Genomic DNA, 18,111 nt, shown 5'->3' on the forward strand with positions numbered 1-18,111 from the left:
TGCCCGACTGACAGCTTAAAACGGCAGTAGCGTCCGGAGCCGCCCGAAGACGCTCTTTCCGCCCTGTTTGCGGTGTTCCTCGAAGACGGGATGTAACAGATCGAGCAGCGTCGACTCGCTGTCGAAGCGATCCTGTGGCACCCGGTCGAGTGCCTCCTGGAGCTCCATCGTACTCCCTGTTCCATCGACCGGAATCGCGGTATCGTCGACCGCTGCACAGAGTTCGGTGCTCGTGGTCGGAAACTCCACGTCGGCCTCGTCGAGCCGGGCCGACAGCGCGGCGATCCCGAACTCGATGACATCCGGCTCCGAGGTGTCGTTCTGCGGCGGTCTGGCTCCCATTGATCGAGTTTCGGACTCGATTCCTAAAAAGCCAGCCACACTGTGGCGAGTGGGACGAAACGCGTGGTTTATTCGGCGGGCTGGCCGTGTGGTTGGTATGGCCGACTACACCACGGTCTCGATTCCGAAAGATCTCGCCGAACGCGTCGACGAGACGATCGAGGGGACGAGTTTCACCTCGACGAGCGATCTGGTCCGCTTCCTCCTCCGGAGCATCGTGATCCAACACCAGCGGAACCAGCGGGAGGCCGACGACACCGACGGGAAGCTACGTGAGGATCAGTTCACCGAGATCACCGATCAGCTCCGCGATCTCGGCTACCTGGAGTAGCTACTCGATCCGCTCGACCGGCGGCTCCGCGTCGAGCCGACGCAGTTCCAGCTCCGTACCGTTGCGGTCGAACGCAGTGACCGTTCGGACCTCCCACGGCGGCACGGCAACGAGAACGACGCCCGCCAGATCGTCCGTTTTGGTTACTGCCCGTGGGCCCGTCGGATGGGAGACGAATCGCGCTTGGGCCCCACCCGAGGGCGTTCCCAGATCAACCCCGAAGACGGCGGTGACCGATCCAGCCGCATCGGGTAGATAAAAGTGGGTGAGCACCGGTGTTCCTGGAGCGAGGTCGGCGAGCTGGCTGTCGAGGCCCGTTAGTTCGCCGGCGGGTGTCGCGGCAATCGGAACGTTGGCCTCCTCCGGCTCGCGGTCGGCAGCGAACTCGATGAGGACTTCGAGGAGCCCTTCGGTGGCGTAGACGGCCACTACTACCCCGTTATGAACTGCCTAACAGTCTTTCCGTACAGCGAGAGTGCATTGCGCTTCGAGGAGTCGAGGGCATCATCGAGTGCGGCCGCGGCATCGGTGAGCACGCCCTCGCCGTGGCCGACGAGAATCCGCTCGGGGGCGTACCCCGCGAGTGCCGCCCGTGGCGGCGTCAGCCGCAACATCGGATGGACACCGAGCCGTTCGTTGTCGGCGAGAAAGTAGTCTGCTGTGCCAACCGATTCGGGAACCACGAGCGTGCCGTTGTCGGGGTTGTAGAGCCCGGCTTCCTGCCACGGCGGGACCGAGGAGTCCCGAATCCGGAACAGCTCGTAGCCCGAGTCGCCGAGTTCGCCCGCCGCGCGCTCGATGGGGGCGTCGACCTCGCCCGCAACGCCGGTCATCCACCGCGGGACGTGGACCGACACGTCGTGCCGATTGGCAATGGCGGCCGCATCGCGTTTGTGGCGATCTAAACAGATGACGATCCCTGCGACCTCGCCGAACTCTTCTAGGAGGTCGTCGAGACCCTCGGCGTCGACCGGGTCGACGAGCCACAGGCCGTCGTCAGTCCGGAGGGCGTGGCTCGCCCGCTCCATCGTTTCGTCGGGGTAGGCGATCCAGCCAACGCCGCCGTCGAAGCGGTCTATCTCGTGGAGCGCCGTCGACCCGTCTCCTTTCATCGGCATACCTGAAGAACGGGCCGAACGAGCTTAAAAACCGGGCTCTCGGCAGGCGAGTCAGTCAGAGCCGGTCGGTGTTGATCTGGATCTCCGCCGGGGTGACGATCAGGAACTCCCGGAAGTGCATAAGCTCGCCGCCCATGTCCTTGACTTCGCGGGCGAACCCAGCCGCCAGCGTGTTGAGATCGCCCTCCACCGACAGTACGAGGATGTTGCCCTGTCTGACCGCCTGAATCCACTCGTCGGCCGCTGTTTCGCCGTCGAGGATGCCGAGAACCACCTGGTCGCTCGGGAGGTCGCCGAGTTCTGCTTCCGCGTCCCGCAGATCGAGATCGAAATCGGTCATACCCATCCGTTGTCAGGGGAGACGAAAAGCGTTCGGTCGCAGTGACCTCTCGGCTGTGGTGTTCTGTAGTCGGTCGACACGCTTGGACCGAAACCGGCCGTTGAACTGCTGATGTACGGTCGACACACCTATATAAATACACGGTCGGGCGGCTTTGCGGTCGAAACCAGTCGATCGTCGACAGTCGGTGAGCTGGCTTTCTACGGGGGATCGTGGCGGCTGTCGGTTGGTTTCAGCGGTCGAGTGATTCAGTGAAACGGTGCTTTTATATATGCCCTCGGCCATGCCATCAAGTACATGTCTCACAACGACACGGAGGACTCGTCGGATTCCCCGGCGGATCGAGTTCTTCGAGGGCACATTAGACAGCACTGACGAAATAGAGTCAGTACGAATTTTCGACACGACGCTGCGTGACGGCGAGCAGTCGCCACGTACATCGTTCGACTACAACGACAAACGCGCCATCGCCGAGCTGCTCGACGAGATGGGTACCCACGTCATCGAGGCCGGGTTCCCCGTCAACTCCGAGCCGGAGTTCGAGGCGGTCTCGGATATCGCGGCGGCGACCGATGCGACGACCTGTGGCCTCGCCCGGGTGGTCGACAAGGACGTCGAGGCGGCGATCGACGCGGGCGTGGATATGGTTCACGTCTTCGTGAGCACCAGCGATGTCCAGCTCCAGGACTCGATGCACGCGAGCCGCGACGAGGCGATCGATCGCGCGGTCCACTGCGTCGAGATGGTACGGGACGCTGGGCTGGAGGTCATGTTCTCACCGATGGACGCCACCCGGACCAACAAGGCGTTCCTCGTCGAAGTAGTCGAGGCAGTCAGCGAGGCTGGCGTCGACTGGATCAACATCCCCGACACCTGTGGGGTCGCGACTCCCTCGCGGTTCGCGGATCTCATCAGGCTGGTCGGCGAACACACCGACGCACGGATCGACGTCCACACCCACGACGACTTCGGGCTGGCGAGCGCGAACGCGATGTCGGGCTTCGAGGCCGGTGCCCATCAGGCACAGGTCTCGGTCAACGGCATCGGCGAACGCGCCGGAAACGCCGCCTACGAGGAAGTCGTCATGTCGGCCGAGAGCCTCTACAACGTAGATACCGGGATCGATACCACCCGGATTACGGAGCTGGCTCGGCTGGTCGAGGAGAAGTCGGACATCCCGATCCCCGTGAACAAGGCGGTTGTCGGCCGCAACGCGTTCGCCCACGAGAGCGGGATTCACGCCGCGGGCGTGATGGAAAACACCGACACGTTCGAACCCGGCGTGATGACCCCGGAGATGGTCGGTGCCTCCCGGGAGTTCGTCCTCGGGAAACACACCGGGACCCACTCGGTGCGCAAGCGGCTCGAAGACAACGGCTACGAGCCGAGCGACTCCGAAGTACGGGCGGTCACCAAGCTCGTCAAGGAGTTCGGTGCCGAAAAGCAGAAAGTCACCGACAGCGTCATCGAGCGGTTCGCCGACGAGGTCGGTGTCAAGCGGGTGCCCGAGGAGGTCCGAACCTGATGGCCCTCTTCGGGGTAGTTTCGACCGGTGAGCGACAGCAGTATCCAGCGACGCGTCGGCGAACGCGTAAGTATTATAATGACAGACGTTGTTCGGTCGAACACAATGCGACAGTCGAACCGAACTCCCGGCCCACTGTTCCGCGGAGCGGTCGCTGTCGACGTCCTCGGTATTGTAGGGGCCAACTAGCCCCTTCCACACTTTTCCCCACCGAGACGAACCGAATTTCCATCAGGCCACCCAGTGGTCAGCTACCCATCCAGAGTCGACAGCAGATGACACAACCCACACACCCAATCCAGCCGAGACGCACAGCCACTCGATCGACAGCAGCCTATCCAGGAGGCCATAGATGAGCGACTCCGCACAGACGGCTGCCGACCCAGAGGCCGACGCGGAGACCGAGGCCGACCAACAGGCAGCCACCGAGGCCGAGCCGGTCACCGACGGCTCGTCGTCGATCGTCCGCGCGCTGGAAAACGCGGGCGTCGAACACGCCTTCGGCGTCCAGGGCGGGGCGATCATGCCCGTCTACGACGCGCTGTGGGATTCGGAGATCGAACACGTCACGATGGCCCACGAGCAGGGGGCTTCCCACGCCGCGGACGCCTACGGCGTCGTCGCTGGCTCGCCGGGGATCGCCCTGGCGACCTCCGGCCCCGGTGCAACGAACCTCGTCACCGGGATCGCCGACGCCAACATGGACTCCGACGCGATGGTCGCGCTGACCGGCCAGGTCCCCAGCGACATGGTCGGTTCGGATGCGTTCCAGGAGACCGACACCACCGGCGTCACGATGCCGATCACCAAACACAACTGGTTCGCGAACTCCGCCGACACCATCGGCGAGACGGTCGGCAACGCGTTTGCACTGGCCGAATCCGGACGCCCCGGCCCGACGCTGGTCGACCTCCCGAAGGACGTGAGCTTCGAGGAGACCGACGTCGAGCCCGGCGAGCCGGAACTGCCAGCCGGACAGGACCCACCGACGACGGCCGACCCCGAGAACGTCGAAGCGGCTGCCCGCGCCATCGAGCGCGCAGAGAAGCCCCTCTTGCTACTGGGCGGCGGCGTCATCAAGGCCGAGGCCTCTGAGACTGCCCGCGCCTTCGCGCGCGATCATGGTATTCCGGTCGCAACGACGATGCCCGGCATCGGCACGTTCCCCGAGGACGACGAGCTGTGTCTCTCGTGGGCCGGGATGCACGGGACGGGATATGCCAACATGGCGATTACCCATACTGATTGCTTGATCGGCGTCGGTACCCGGTTCGACGACCGCCTGACCGGCGGCATCGACACCTTCGCCCCCGAGGCGGAGGTCGTCCACGTCGATATCGATCCCGCCGAAATCAGCAAGAACATCCACGCCGACTACCCTTGTATCGGCGATGCGGGAACGGTGCTGGATCAGCTGACCGACGAAATGGACCACGATCCCGACGCCCGGGAGTGGCGCGAGCAGTGCCAGACGTGGAAAGACGAGTATCCAATGGACTACCCGGTCGACAAGAACGCGCCGCTCCGGCCGGAGTTCATCGTCGAGGCCTTCGACGAAGCGACCGCCGACAACACCATCGTGACGTCGGGTGTCGGCCAACACCAGATGTGGGCCGCCCAGTACTGGGAGTTCACTGAGCCCCGGACGTGGGTTTCCTCCCACGGACTGGGGACGATGGGATACGGGCTTCCCGCCACGATCGGCGCACGGTTTGCCGCCGACGCCGATCAGGACGTCGTCTGTTTCGACGGCGATGGCTCCTTTTTGATGACGCTCCAGGAGCTGTCGGTCGCGGTTCGGGAGAACCTCGATATCACGGTCGCCGTGCTCAACAACGAGTACGTCGGGATGGTCCGGCAGTGGCAGGACGCCTTCTTCGAGGGCCGCCACATGGCCTCGGAGTACAACTGGATGCCGGAGTTCGACAAACTCGCCGAGGCCTTCGGCGCACAGGGCTGGCGCGTCGACAACTACGACGAGGTCGCCCCCGCGATCGAGGAGGCCTTGGACTACGACGGCCCCTCGGTGATCGACTTCCACATCGACCCCGAGGCTAACGTCTACCCAATGGTCGCCAGTGGCGCACCGAACGGCAAATTCGCACTCTCGGAGGATCAGCTATGAGTCAGAACGAACAGGGGCTGGAAGGCCCACCACCGGAGGAACGGCCACACCCGGACGGACGGCGAAACAGTCAGGGCATTCGGATCGACCCCGAGGTCGAGGCCGAACCCGACAGCCGGACCGCGATGATCTCGGCGCTGGTCGAACACGAGCCGGGCGTGCTCGCGCGCGTCGCGGGACTGTTCTCCCGCCGCCAGTTCAACATCGAGAGTCTCACCGTCGGCCCAACCACGGTCGAGGGCAACGCGCGGCTCACGCTGCTCGTCGAGGAGACCGAGCCCGGCATCGACCAGATCAAAAAACAGTTGGCCAAGCTCAAGCCGGTCATCTCGGTCGGCGAACTCGAAGAGCGCGCGGTCCGCTCCGAACTCGTCCTGCTGAAGGTCAACGGCGACGAGCCCGACAAGGTTCAGGCCATTACGGAAATGTACGACGGCGAGACGCTGGATGCCGGGCCGCGGACGATCACCGTCCAGCTCACCGGGAGCGACGACGAGATCGCCGACGCGATGGACGCCTACCGCCAGTTCGGCATCATCGAGGTCGCCCGGACCGGCCCGACCGCGCTCTCGCGCGGCGACAGACCCACAACCCCCGGCGAGAAGCCCGCTGCGGAGGCGACGGCGGTCGGCGTCGAGCCCGATGGCGGCAGTGAACAGGACGGCGAGGCGGAAAGCCAAGCCGAAACCACCAACTAAGAGCGGATAACATTCACACATACATGGCAGACGAACTCGACGCGACGATCTACTACGACGACGACGCAGACAGCACGTATCTCGACGACACGACGGTAGCCGTCCTCGGCTACGGCAGCCAGGGCCACGCCCACGCACAGAACCTCCACGACAGCGGGGTCGACGTGGTCGTCGGCCTCCGCGAAGGGTCCTCTTCGCGCGCGGCCGCCGAGGCCGACGGCCTCGACGTAGCAACCCCGACCGAGGCCGCATCCCAGGCCGAGGTGGTCTCGGTGCTGGTCCCAGATACGGTCCAGCCCGCGGTCTACGACCAGATCAAGGACGAACTCGACGAGGGGGACACCCTCCAGTTCGCCCACGGCTTCAACATCCACTACAGCCAGATCCAGCCCCGCGAGGACATCGACGTAACGCTCGTCGCCCCGAAATCGCCGGGGCATCTGGTACGGCGGAACTACGAGGCCGACGAAGGGACTCCTGGACTGGTCGCAGTCTACCAGGACGTCACCGGCGACGCAAAAGAGCGAGCCCTCGCCTACGCGAAAGGAATCGGTTGTACCCGCGCGGGGACCATCGAGACCACGTTCCGCGAGGAGACCGAAACCGATCTGTTCGGCGAGCAGGCCGTCCTCTGTGGCGGCGTCACCAGCCTCGTCAAACAGGCCTACGAGACGCTCGTCGAGGCGGGCTACAGCGAGGAGATGGCCTACTTCGAGTGTATGAACGAACTCAAACTGATCGTCGACCTCATGTACGAGGGCGGCCTCAGTGAGATGTGGGATTCGGTCTCGGACACCGCCGAATACGGTGGCCTGACCCGCGGCGACCGCGTTGTTGACGAGCACGCCCGCGAGCAGATGGAGGAAGTTCTCGAAGAGGTCCAGGACGGGACGTTTGCCCGCCAGTGGATCTTAGAGAACCAGGCCGGTCGACCGGGCTACCACCAGATCCGCAACGCCGAAAAGAACCACGAGATCGAGGCCGTCGGCGAGGAACTCCGCGGGCTGTTCTCGTGGGCCGACGAGGAATAAGAATGCAGAACGACACAAGAGGATATCAATGAGCAACGGAACGCTGTACGACAAGGTATGGGACAAGCACAAAGTAACCGAACTGCCGAACGGACAGGATCAACTGTTCATCGGGCTCCATCTCGTCCACGAGGTCACGAGTCCGCAGGCCTTCGGCATGCTTCGGGAGCGGGAGCTGGAGGTCGCCTATCCGAACCAGACGTTCGCGACGACCGACCACATCGCGCCCACTGAGGAAGAAAAACGCAAACGGCCGCTGAAGGACGATCAGGCCGAGGAGATGCTGACCGCGCTCGAAACCAACACGAGCGACAACGGCATCACCTTCTTCGGCTTCGAATCCGGCAAACAGGGTATCACCCACGTGGTCGCCCCCGAACTGGGCCTCTCCCAGCCGGGGATGACCGTCGCCTGTGGTGACAGCCACACCGCGACTCACGGCGCCTTCGGCTCGATTGGTGTCGGTATCGGTACCAGCCAGATCCGCGACGTGCTCGCCACGGGCTGCATCGCGGCTGACAAGCAGAAGGTCCGCCGCATCAACGTCGAGGGCGAACTCGGCGAGGGCGTCTACGCCAAGGACATCATCCTGAAGATCATCCAGGATCTCGGCGTCGACGGCGGCGTCGGCCACGTCTACGAGTACGGCGGCGAGGCCATCGAGGCCCTCGACATGGAGGGTCGACTCGCCGTCTGTAACATGTCCATCGAGGGCGGCGCTCGCGCGGGCTACATCAACCCCGACGAGACCACCTACGACTACCTCGAAGGTCGCGAGTACGTCCCCGAAGGCGACGAGTTCGAAGAGCGCAAGGAGTACTGGGAGTCCATCAAGTCCGACGAAGACGCCGAGTACGACGACGTCGTGACGGTCGACGCCGACGGCATCGACCCCCTGATCACGTGGGGGATCAACCCCGGTCAAGTCATCGAGATCAGCGACACGGTGCCGGAGCCCGACGACTTCGAGGCCCGGACCGACCGCGAGGCCGCCGAACAGGCCCTCGATCACATGGATATCGAGCCCGGCCAGTCAATGGTCGGCTACGACGTCGACGTCGCGTTCCTCGGGACCTGTACGAACGGTCGCGTCTCTGACTTCGAGGAAGCAGCCAAGATCCTCGAAGGCAACAAGGTATCCGACGACGTGCGCGCACTCGCCGTGCCCGGCTCCGAATCGGTCCGCGCCGAGTGTGAGGCCCGTGGCCTCGACGAGGTCTTCATCAACGCCGGCTTCCAGTGGCGGCGCGCCGGCTGTTCGATGTGTCTCGCGATGAACGACGACGCCCTCGAAGGCGACGAGGTCTGTGCGTCGTCGTCGAACCGCAACTTCATCGGCCGCCAAGGTTCGAAGGACGGCCGGACGGTCCTCATGAGTCCCGCGATGGTCGCTGCGGCGGCCGTCGAGGGCGAGGTCACCGACGCGCGAGACTACCTCGACGACGAACCAGCTGGCAGTGCCAGCGGTGTAGGGGAGGCGGCGGACTGATGGCCCCCGAGAACCACATCACCGAGGTCGGCGGCACCGGCGTGCCGATCCCCGGCGACGACATCGACACCGATCAGATCCTGCCCGCGCGGTTCATGAAGGAGGTCACCTTCGACAACATGGCCGACTACCTCTTTTATGACGCGCGGCGTGACGACGACGGCGAGTTCAACGACCACCCGCTCAACCGCTTCGACGGGGCGTCGATCGCCGTGATCAACTCCAACTTCGGCTGTGGCTCTTCCCGGGAGCACGCCCCGCAGGCGATGATGCGCTGGGGCGTCGACGGCATCGTCGGCGAGTCCTACGCGGAGATTTTCCGTGACAACTGCAAGTCACTGGGCATTCCGGCCGTGACGACCGACCACGAGACGGTCGTCGAACTCCAGGAGTGGATCGAGGCCAACCCAGACGGCGAGATCGACATCGACGTGGAGAACGAGGAGGTCACCTACGGCGAGACGACGATCGACGTCGACATCGACCACGCGATGAAAGAGGCGCTGGTCGAAGGGATCTGGGATACGACCTCGCTGATGTACTCCAACAAGAGCAAAGTCGAGTCGACGGTCGCGGACCTGCCGTACGTCCAGAGCGACTGAGATCAGCAGTAACTGTTCGGTGGCGGTATTTTCTTTTCAGTCGGTTCGGGTATTAGTCGCCACTCTCGGCGTCGGTATACCAGTAGGCCCAGAGGAGCAACACGCCCTGTAGCGGGAGCCGCCCCCATCGAGCGACCGCCGAGGGATCACCCTCGCCGAGCCCGTCGATGGCGACCATCGAGGTCGCCATGTAGACGTTCGCCGGGAAGATCGCAATGAGCAGCGCGATTGTCGCCCACGCCGCATAGCGTCGCGTCCGCGGGATCAACACCCCGATCCCGACGGCGATTTCGGCGACCCCGGAGAGGTAGACCAACGCGAGCGGCGCGGGGAGTATCGGCGGGATAATCTGTGCGTACAACTCCGGGACGACGAAATGAAGGATGCCCGCGACGACGTACCCCGGCCCCATCACGTACAGCAGCGGGCGTTTGAACCGTGCTAAACTGAGGTCCATCTACCACTTGGTATGTCGACGGAGGAAAAGCGGTTTGGGGTTCAGAGACGGCAGTACGGCTTTATAAGATATACTCTGTACTTCATTTAGTATCGCCGGAATCGAGTTCGATATCCGGTAGCTCGGCGTCCCAGTCGAGGTTTTCGTCGTAGTAGTCGCCAGCGAACGCTTCGGCGACGGTTTCGAGGCCGATTGCGCTCGCCGTCTGGGCGTCGTAGGCTTCTGCGTTGATCGCCCAGTAGTCGCCCTTGTGGCGGACGAAACCGCGGGATTCGAGTCGATGGAGCGTCGTCCCGACGCTGCCGCGCGGGATGTCGAGTTCGTCGGCGAGTTCGCTCGGTCGGAACCCTAACTCGGGGTTGTCGGCGAGGTATTCGAGGATGCGACGCCCGTTGGTGTCCTCGCTCGGGAGATCGGTCGGGTGGTAGCTCTCGAAGTCGACGGGCATTGTAACTTTGTGTAATTGTACGTCACTAGGTGTAATAACGCTGTGGGTGGGGTGTGAGTCTTCGACATCGACATCCTCTTTTCAGTGCTACACAGACAGTCGGTATGACTCACCAAATCGCCGTCATCGAAGGCGACGGTATCGGACAGGAAGTGATCCCGGCAGCCATCGAGGTTCTCGAATCGCTCGATCTCGATCTCGAATTCGTCGACGGCGAGGCTGGCGACGCCGTCAAAGCCGACACGGGCGAAGCACTCCCCCAGGAGACCTACGACCTCGCGGCTGATGCCGACGCAACCCTCTTTGGAGCCGCTGGCGAGACCGCCGCCGACGTGATTCTCCCGCTGCGAGACGCGGTCGACTCCTTTGTCAACATCCGTCCCGCCAAAGCCTATCCGGGCGTCGACGCGGTTCGCCCCGAGACCGACCTCGTCTTCCTCCGCGAAAACACCGAGGGCGTCTACTCGGGCCACGAGGATGATCTGTCGGACGATCTCTCGACGCTCACTCGCGTGGTCACCACCTCGGCCTCCGAAAAGCTCGCGGCATTCGCTTGCGACTACGTCGAAGACAGCGACGACCACGACGGCTTCAGCGTCGTCCACAAGGCCAACGTCATGCGGAAGACCGACGGTCGGTTCCGTGACGGCGTGGTTGGCGTGGCCGACGAGCGCGGCGTCGAGACCGACGAGGTGCTGATGGACGCCTTTGCGACCCACGTCTGTCTCGACCCCGAACAGTTCGATGTGGTCGTCTGTCCCAACCTCGCGGGCGACGTGCTGTCGGACCTCGCGGCGGGACTCGTCGGCGGGCTCGGCCTGCTGCCCTCGGCAAATATCGGCGACGACAACGCCTTGTTCGAGCCGGTCCACGGCACCGCCCCCGACATCGCGGGCGAGGGCATCGCCAACCCGACGGCCACGATCCTCTCGGCGGCCATGTTGCTCGACCACCTCGGCTACAGCGAGGAGTCCCAGCGGGTCGAAACCGCCGTCGAGAGCGTGCTCGCCGAGGGGCCGCGAACCGGCGATCTCGGCGGCAACGCCGACACCGACGAGATGACTGCCGCCATCGTCGATCGACTATAGATCGACTGTAAACCGACTCTCCAGTCGGTTCGGTACTGTCGGGCTTGTGCGGTGCGGCTCCGAGGTAAGAATACGAGCCGTTCAACACAATTATATTACTGTTTATCCTGAATGATCGTACACAATGGAGATCACGTACGACTCGACCGTCGAGGGGGTTCGGGAGACGCTGGCCTCAACGGCGGGTTCTGAGTCGGTCAACGGGATTTTGCTGCTGTCGACGCCCGATCCGGCGCTGCTGTCCGCGGACTTCGAGTCGGTACTGGGTGATCTCGATGTGCCGATCTTCGGCGGGATCTTCCCCGAGATACTACACGACGGCCGGAAACAGGAGACGGGAGCGGTGACTGTCGGGCTGCCGTCGGAGCCGGTCGTGACGACGGTTCGGGATCTGAGCGACCCCGAGACGGCGTTTAGAGGGCTGCTTGATCCGGACCTTCCCGCACGGGGATACGAGACCGCCTTCGTCTTTGCCGACACCTACGCCACAACGATCGAGGCGTTCATCGAGGCGCTGTTCCGCACCTACAGCGTCGAGCTGAACTTCGTCGGCGGCGGCGCTGGCACCCTGGAGGCCCAACAGCCCTGTCTGTTCACCAACGAGGGCGTCATCCAGGATGCGGCCATCGTCGCAACCCTCGCCGAGCCGATGGAGATCGGCGTCAACCACGGCTGGCAGGAGATCGCCGGTCCCTTTCGGGTGACCGACGCCCAGGGCTCGACGCTCGACACGCTCGACGGGAAACCCGCCTTTTCGGTGTACCGTGATGCGATCGCCGAGGCCTCCGGCGAGACCGTCACCGAGGAGAACTTCTTCGAGGTCGCCAAATCCTACCCCTTCGGGATCGGGCGGATGGCTGCCGAACAGATCGTTCGGGACCCCTACAGCGTCAGCGACGGCTCGATGTCCTGTTTCGGCGAGATGCCGGAAGGCGAGTTCGTTTCGATTCTAGAGGGCGATCCCGACTCGCTGGTCGAGGCCGCCCAAACGGCCCACGACCACGCGCTGAGCGGCGACTCGGACCCCGAGGCACTGTGTGTGTTCGACTGTGTCTCGCGGGTGCTGTATCTCGAAGACGAGTTCGACCGTGAACTGGATGCCTTGCGGTCCGAAACGCTGCCGCTGTTCGGTGCCCTGACGATCGGCGAGATCGCCAACGACGGCTCCGGGCATCTGGACTACTACAACAAAACGGCCGTCGTTGGCGCACTCTCAGGCACATGATCGACAGACAGCAACGGATTCAGGCACTGTACGAGATCTCGCTTTCGATCGGGCCGAAAGAGACGCTCGAAGCCACCGCCGACAACGCGCTGTCGGGCTACCTCCAGAAGTTGAACTGTTCTGTCGGCGCGATCTTCCAGCGGCGGCTTGAAGACGGCGGGATTCGCTACGAGGTCACGGCGACGATTCCGGCCTCCCCGTACGGCAACGATACCCTGCGGGCCGCAATCGACCACCTGCCCGACACCGTCGACGAGCAGCTGTCGTTCGTCACCGAGCTCCCGATCACGGGATCGACCGACACCGGCTCCCACTACTACCTGATGGAACTGCCGGATTTCGGCGTGCTCGTCCTCGGGAAACGCGGCGGGGAGATCGACGAGATCACGCGATCGGCACTCAAACCGCTCAACGAGAAGCTTGCGGAGGCCTGTCGGAGCCAGCTGGTCGAGGGACAGCTCCGTACCGAGCGCAACCGGTTCGAGGCCGTCTTCGATGCGATCCCCGAACCGGTCGCCAACACGGTGGTCGAACACGGCGAGGAACGCGTCAAGCGGGTCAACCGGACCTTCGAGAACACCTTCGGCTACGACGAACGGACCGCCCGCGACCGCCCGATCGACGATCTCATCAATCCCGAGGTGGAGACGGCCACCGACGGTTCTCCCACCAGCCTCCACGACGGCTCGGAGCCGAGAGAGGTTCGGTGTGAGACCGCCGACGGCGTCGGCGAGTTCCTCTTCCGGCGGGTGCCGGTCGACACGCCGGACTCCCGGGAGTACATCCATCTCTACGTCGACATCACCAGTCAAAAACAGCGCCAAGAGGAGTTGGAGCGCTACGAGCGGCTCGTCGAGAACTTGCCGATCGGCGTCTACCGGACGACCCCCGGCCCCGAAGGCGAGTTCCGACTGGTCAATGGAGGGCTGGTCGATATCCTCGAAGGGACCTCCAGAGAGGAGTTCCAGGAGCTATCGGTCACCGATATCTACGTCGATCCCGACGAGCGCAAACGGTTCAGCGACCAGCTGCTCGAACAGGGGTCGGTAGACGGGGTCGAACTCCGGCTCCAGACGGTCGACGGGAATCCGGTGTGGTGTGAGGTCTCGGGGATCGCCGTCGAAGAAGACGGACAGACGGTCTTCGAGCTGGCGCTCCAGGACATCACCGAACGGAAGGAGCGCCAACAGCAGCTGGCGGTGCTCAACCGGGTGTTGCGGCACAACCTCCGGAACGCGATGAACGTTATTCGGGGCAACACGGCACTGTTGAGCGATGGGATCGACGATGAGGAACTCCAGACACACGTGACGGCGATCGAACAGCGAGTAACGAACCTCGAACAGCTCAGCGAGAAGGCCGGGACCGTTCGGTCGTTGTTCGATCAGGGGCGGGAAGTAAACGTCACCTGCGACGTGAACGAGCTGTTGGGCGAACTCGAATCCGAATTCGAGGAGACACACCCATCGGCGACGATGCGGATCGACGAGTTCGATCCGGTCGCTATCTGGGCCGACGTACGGTTGAAGATGGCGCTGATGGAACTCGTCGACAACGCCGTCGTCCACAACGACCAGCCGGAGCCGGTCGTGACTGTCTCGGTCGACGCCTCAGAGACCAAACCGGCCGACAGCTGGGTCGATATCAGTATCGTCGACAACGGCCCCGGCATCCCCGACGACGAGCGCCAAGCCATCGAGACGGGCCAAGAGACGCCGCTCCAACACGGCACCGGCCTGGGGCTGTGGCTCGTCTACTGGACGGTCTCGCTGCTCGGCGGGGAGATCTCGATCGACGATCACCCCACGGGAACGCGGATTATTCTGACGCTGCCGCGTGCCTCCGGCGATCGGTCGCCGCAGGCGGCGAACGTGGATGCCAACTGAGTCCAGTGTTCCCATCCGCCACGCAATATAAGCAACTGGCGGCAGTAGTGTCCGTATGGTCCAGATCGAACTCGACGAGGAGACTGTCGACCGGCTCGATGGACTCCGTGAAGACGACGAAACGTACGACGAAATCGTCACCGAGCTGCTGAACATCTACGAGGCCGAGGAGCTCACGATGTTCAGAAGCGGCGACGGCTAACGGTCGAGATACGCCTGTCTGGCCTGCTCGAAGCGGTCGGCCTCTTCGAGATGCGTCTGTAGCGCCTCGGCGTACTCGGCGGTGAGTTCCTCGGCAGCCGCCAGCTTCTCTCCGTCGACTCCGTCACCGTCGTCGCCATCGCTTCCCAATCCGAGCGCGCGCTTGATCGAGCCGACGATCCCGCCGCCGCTGGGCGTCTGCTCCTCGCTGGTGGGTCCGCCGCCCATCGCCGCGGTTTGGGCGCGGATCGATTCGAGCTCCGGGATGATCGCGGCCACGTCGTCGGTGTTGGCGACGATCCGTGCGGCTTCGGGGTCCTCGGCCTCGACCATTTCGAGATCGGTCGCCGTCATAATCAGATCCCACTCGGCCGTGGAGAACTGCGAGGCGGTCACCCGGTCGCTGAACGACCCGTCGACTGCCATTCGCTCGCCGATGATCGCATCCGTCCAGTGGCTCATAGGGGTCGGTAGGACCGCCGACCGTTTCAGCCTACGGGATCGCGGCGGTCGCTCGAAAAAGCATGACTCATAGGTCCCGAGCAACTACTGAAACTATGGATACTGCTCCGCGCCGACGAACGGTGCTGACTGCCATTGCTGGTGGAATGGCTGCGACTGCTGGCTGTCTCGGCGGCTCCAGCGGCGAGGAGGGCCCCTACGACGGCTGGCTCGACAACGCGAGGAACTTCCAGGAGACTGTCGACCGAACGGGCCAAGACCAAGTAGCAGTCACCGTCGGTGCTGAATCGGGGTATGCGTTCGATCCGGCAGCCGTCAGGGTATCGCCGGAGACGGAGGTCCGCTGGGAGTGGACCGATCTCGGCAGCGGTCACAACGTCGTCGAAGAAGACGGCGTCTTCGAAAGCGAGATACTGACCGGTGCGGGCGAGCAGTTCACGTATACGTTCTCCGAACCGGGTGTCTATCGCTACGCCTGTACGCCACACCGGTCACAGGGGATGCTCGGCGTCGTCGAAGTCGTCGAGGAGTAGCTACCCTTTACTAATAATCCATCATCGCAATCCCTGCCGGACAGCCACGGATGCCTTATAAATCAGCTCTCCCGCGTCGTACCGCGTCAAACCCATCACCGAGTCCGTAGCCTGCCGGGAGGCTCGCCCGGCCATCGCTGATCGAGACGGGATCGGCCGCGAGATCCGCCGCGAGCAGCCAGCCGGTTGCCAGTCCACAGGCAGTCACGTTCGGAATCGCGGCCGCGACGTGGACCGCAGCCGTTCTGGCGACGACACTGTCGACGGTTGTCGTCACCACCGGTTCGACCCCGGCGCTGCGAGCGACTGCCGCGAGTTCGACTGCTCGACTCGGGCCGCCGACCGCCATCGGTTTGATGACGACCACGTCGGCCGCCACCGCCTCGACGACCGCCTCAACGGAGGTCGCGGCCAGCGACTCGTCGACCGCGATGTCGACGCCACGACCGCGAAGTTCGGCGAGCCCTGCGAGGTCCTCGGCCGGAAGCGGCTGTTCGAGATATCCGATCCCGGTCTCGGCCAGCCGGTCGACCAGCCGCCTTGCGGTGGATCGGTCCCACGCGCCGTTGGCGTCTAGGCGGAGGCTAACGCCGTCGTCGACTGCGTTATGGACCGCCTGAACCCGCGTGAGATCCTCCTCCGGCTCACCGACGCCGACCTTCAGTTTGAGCCAGTCGAACCCCTCTTCGACGGCAGCGGTGGCCGCGTCGACCGTCTCCTCGACTGTCCCATCACCGATGGTGGCGTTGACCGGTACCGAATCGGAGATCGGTTCGTCGGCGTCGAAGCCCCGCTCGCGGAGCACCGCGGCCAGCGGTCGACCATCACGTCGTGCGACTGCATCGAGTGTGGCGAGGTCGACGCCGTGGGCAGCCGCGGGTGTCTCGGTCGGATCGGGCGTTTCGACTTCACTGATCGGATCCGTCGACACGGCCTCTGTAACCTCGTCAAGAGCGCTTCGACAGGCTTCGTAGGATTCCGTCCAGCCGGGCAGTGGGGTCGCTTCGCCGACGCCCCGGATCTCGCCCTCACCGAGCCCAATGAGAAACCCACGCCGCTCTGTGATCTCACCGGCCGCGGTCCCCAGCGGCGATTCCAACCGGAGCGAAAACGGGTCGACCCACATCAGACTGCCAACCCGATGCCGAACAGCAGGGCATGGGCCGCGAGCAGTTTACCGGTGGTCTCCAGTGCGGGATTCAGCGTCGCTCCGGCGGTTTCCGTCCAGACGGTCCGTGTGACTACGGCCGCAATCGGGAGCGTCAACAGCGGGAGCAACACCGTCGCAGCGAACCCCTCGGCCAGCCAGAGCCAGACTGGGACCGCGTAGGCGAGGCCAGCGAGGCCAGCGAACTGGAGCCGACTGAACCGGTAGCCGAACCGCACCGCGAGGGTTCGCTTGCCGGTCGTGGCATCCTCCTCGCGGTCCCGGATGTTGTTGACGACGAGAATGTTCGTCGATAGCGCGGCCACCGGCAGGCTCGCCAGGAACGCGGTCGACGTGAGAGTATTCGGCGGGATCGTCGTTGACAGCGGGTCGGCGAGCACGGCGGTAGCCTGTACATAATACGTTCCCATGACGGCGATCACGCCGAAAAAGACGAAGACGAACAGGTCGCCGAGGCCGTGGTAACCGAGCGGGTAGGGGCCGCCGGTGTAAGCGATGCCCGAGAGGACCGAGAGGAGGCCAATAACCAGGATGGGGAGGCCGCCGACGTAGACGAGATAGCTCCCGACGCCGATCGCGGCGGCGAAGGTGAGATACATCGCCTGTTTGACTCGATCCGGGGCGATCAGCCCCGACTGGGTGACGCGGGTGAACCCTTCGCGGGCCTCGGTATCGGCGCCCTGGATGGCGTCGTAGTAGTCGTTGGCGAAGTTGGTGCCGATCTGGATGAGTGCCGCGCCGACGAACGCCGCCAGTGTCGGCAGCAGTGCGAACACGCCGTCGTGCCACGCGAGCCCGGCACCGACAGCGACAGGTGCGGCCGCCGCTGGCAGCGTCTGGGGGCGGGCCGCAAGCACCCACGCACGGGTCTGTGAGAGTTCCGTACCGCTCATTGGTGTCGTTGTGGCCGCCGTGGGAGTGAATCTTCGGGTTCACCGACGAGGCTACTGAGACGGATCTCCAGGATAGAAATATTTACTCAAAGTATAATAAATTTTCTCTACCGGCCGTGTGTGCGAGGTATGACGCCTGTCGACGAACG

21 protein-coding genes are annotated in these 18,111 nt (G+C 64.1%); 12 read left to right on the top strand and 9 right to left on the bottom strand.

The annotated features are described in order from the left end of the window. Positions 1–15: 15 nt before the first annotated feature. Positions 16–342 carry a hypothetical protein gene (locus NO877_RS03735; RefSeq protein ID WP_256394963.1) on the bottom strand — a complete coding sequence of 109 codons (327 nt, stop codon included), beginning with the start codon at positions 340–342 and terminating at the stop codon, positions 16–18. Between the two features lie 97 nt (positions 343–439). Here NO877_RS03735 and NO877_RS03740 point away from each other — a divergent pair, with 97 nt between their 5' ends. Beyond that, positions 440–673: a ribbon-helix-helix domain-containing protein gene (locus NO877_RS03740; protein ID WP_256394964.1), complete on the top strand. Its 234-nt coding sequence runs from the start codon at positions 440–442 to the stop codon at positions 671–673. On the opposite strand, the gene NO877_RS03745 is transcribed toward NO877_RS03740, so the two are convergent. From NO877_RS03745 to NO877_RS03755, 3 genes are read right to left on the bottom strand one after another with little or no spacing between them, the layout of a single operon-like run. Continuing rightward, complete coding sequence (locus NO877_RS03745) at positions 674–1,102, bottom strand: JAB/MPN domain protein-containing protein (protein ID WP_256394965.1); 429 nt, start codon at positions 1,100–1,102, stop codon at positions 674–676. Positions 1,103–1,104: 2 nt separating this feature from the next. Further along, positions 1,105–1,791, bottom strand: a complete 687-nt coding sequence (locus tag NO877_RS03750) for a hypothetical protein (protein WP_256394966.1) — start codon at positions 1,789–1,791, stop codon at positions 1,105–1,107. A 55-nt stretch (positions 1,792–1,846) separates the two neighbouring features. Next, entirely contained in the window at positions 1,847–2,131 is a 285-nt protein-coding gene (locus NO877_RS03755; protein WP_256394967.1) for a DUF5779 family protein, read from the bottom strand. 283 nt (positions 2,132–2,414) lie between these two features. On the opposite strand from NO877_RS03755, the gene NO877_RS03760 reads away from it, so the two are divergent. The 6 genes from NO877_RS03760 to leuD all read left to right on the top strand — a co-directional run bounded on the left by NO877_RS03760 (position 2,415) and on the right by leuD (position 9,601). Continuing rightward, complete coding sequence (locus NO877_RS03760; RefSeq protein WP_256394968.1) at positions 2,415–3,656, top strand: LeuA family protein; 1,242 nt, start codon at positions 2,415–2,417, stop codon at positions 3,654–3,656. 352 nt (positions 3,657–4,008) lie between these two features. Further along, the gene (gene ilvB / locus NO877_RS03765) at positions 4,009–5,781 is read left to right on the top strand and encodes a biosynthetic-type acetolactate synthase large subunit (RefSeq protein ID WP_256394969.1); all 1,773 of its coding nucleotides are present in this window, start codon (positions 4,009–4,011) and stop codon (positions 5,779–5,781) included. Further along, positions 5,778–6,479 carry an acetolactate synthase small subunit gene (gene ilvN / locus NO877_RS03770; protein WP_256394970.1) on the top strand — a complete coding sequence of 234 codons (702 nt, stop codon included), beginning with the start codon at positions 5,778–5,780 and terminating at the stop codon, positions 6,477–6,479. The genes ilvB and ilvN overlap by 4 nt, the downstream gene beginning before the upstream one ends. A gap of 23 nt (positions 6,480–6,502) precedes the next feature. Beyond that, positions 6,503–7,510 (top strand): ketol-acid reductoisomerase, encoded by a 1,008-nt coding sequence (gene ilvC / locus NO877_RS03775; RefSeq protein WP_256394971.1) that lies wholly within the window; start codon positions 6,503–6,505, stop codon positions 7,508–7,510. 28 nt (positions 7,511–7,538) lie between these two features. Continuing rightward, a complete protein-coding gene (leuC, locus tag NO877_RS03780; RefSeq protein WP_256394972.1) occupies positions 7,539–8,999 on the top strand; it encodes a 3-isopropylmalate dehydratase large subunit in 1,461 nt (486 codons plus the stop codon). Then, positions 8,999–9,601 (top strand): 3-isopropylmalate dehydratase small subunit, encoded by a 603-nt coding sequence (gene leuD / locus NO877_RS03785; protein WP_256394973.1) that lies wholly within the window; start codon positions 8,999–9,001, stop codon positions 9,599–9,601. Before leuC ends, leuD begins: the two co-directional genes overlap by 1 nt. A gap of 52 nt (positions 9,602–9,653) precedes the next feature. On the opposite strand, the gene NO877_RS03790 is transcribed toward leuD, so the two are convergent. Continuing rightward, positions 9,654–10,058 (bottom strand): DoxX family protein, encoded by a 405-nt coding sequence (locus NO877_RS03790; RefSeq protein ID WP_256394974.1) that lies wholly within the window; start codon positions 10,056–10,058, stop codon positions 9,654–9,656. An 82-nt stretch (positions 10,059–10,140) separates the two neighbouring features. After that, positions 10,141–10,506, bottom strand: a complete 366-nt coding sequence (locus tag NO877_RS03795; protein WP_256394975.1) for a MarR family transcriptional regulator — start codon at positions 10,504–10,506, stop codon at positions 10,141–10,143. Positions 10,507–10,610: 104 nt separating this feature from the next. Here NO877_RS03795 and NO877_RS03800 point away from each other — a divergent pair, with 104 nt between their 5' ends. The 4 genes from NO877_RS03800 (at position 10,611) to NO877_RS03815 (ending at position 14,907) form a co-directional block, all read left to right on the top strand. Next, on the top strand, positions 10,611–11,594 hold the full coding sequence (locus tag NO877_RS03800) for an isocitrate/isopropylmalate family dehydrogenase (protein ID WP_256394976.1): 984 nt from the start codon (positions 10,611–10,613) through the stop codon (positions 11,592–11,594). Between the two features lie 124 nt (positions 11,595–11,718). Further along, complete coding sequence (locus NO877_RS03805; protein ID WP_256394977.1) at positions 11,719–12,819, top strand: FIST signal transduction protein; 1,101 nt, start codon at positions 11,719–11,721, stop codon at positions 12,817–12,819. Next, complete coding sequence (locus NO877_RS03810; RefSeq protein ID WP_256394978.1) at positions 12,816–14,705, top strand: ATP-binding protein; 1,890 nt, start codon at positions 12,816–12,818, stop codon at positions 14,703–14,705. The genes NO877_RS03805 and NO877_RS03810 overlap by 4 nt, the downstream gene beginning before the upstream one ends. A 55-nt stretch (positions 14,706–14,760) precedes the next feature. Further along, the gene (locus NO877_RS03815) at positions 14,761–14,907 is read left to right on the top strand and encodes a DUF7557 family protein (protein WP_256394979.1); all 147 of its coding nucleotides are present in this window, start codon (positions 14,761–14,763) and stop codon (positions 14,905–14,907) included. Here the strand turns inward: NO877_RS03815 and NO877_RS03820 are convergent. Further along, the gene (locus NO877_RS03820; protein ID WP_256394980.1) at positions 14,904–15,368 is read right to left on the bottom strand and encodes a DUF5799 family protein; all 465 of its coding nucleotides are present in this window, start codon (positions 15,366–15,368) and stop codon (positions 14,904–14,906) included. The two genes, NO877_RS03815 and NO877_RS03820, sit on opposite strands and share 4 nt — an antisense overlap. Positions 15,369–15,463: 95 nt before the next feature. On the opposite strand from NO877_RS03820, the gene NO877_RS03825 reads away from it, so the two are divergent. Then, positions 15,464–15,901 (top strand): halocyanin domain-containing protein, encoded by a 438-nt coding sequence (locus NO877_RS03825; protein ID WP_256394981.1) that lies wholly within the window; start codon positions 15,464–15,466, stop codon positions 15,899–15,901. Between the two features lie 55 nt (positions 15,902–15,956). Here the strand turns inward: NO877_RS03825 and menC are convergent, their stop codons facing one another. Both menC and NO877_RS03835 read right to left on the bottom strand, forming a co-directional pair. Next, positions 15,957–17,027 carry an o-succinylbenzoate synthase gene (gene menC / locus NO877_RS03830; RefSeq protein WP_256394982.1) on the bottom strand — a complete coding sequence of 357 codons (1,071 nt, stop codon included), beginning with the start codon at positions 17,025–17,027 and terminating at the stop codon, positions 15,957–15,959. Next, positions 17,027–17,962, bottom strand: a complete 936-nt coding sequence (locus NO877_RS03835; protein ID WP_256394983.1) for a 1,4-dihydroxy-2-naphthoate polyprenyltransferase — start codon at positions 17,960–17,962, stop codon at positions 17,027–17,029. The genes menC and NO877_RS03835 overlap by 1 nt, the downstream gene beginning before the upstream one ends. Positions 17,963–18,111 lie beyond the last annotated feature (149 nt).

Origin of the sequence: Halohasta litorea (assembly GCF_024494645.1) — an archaeon.
Taxonomy (GTDB): Archaea; Halobacteriota; Halobacteria; order Halobacteriales; family Haloferacaceae; genus Halohasta; species Halohasta litorea.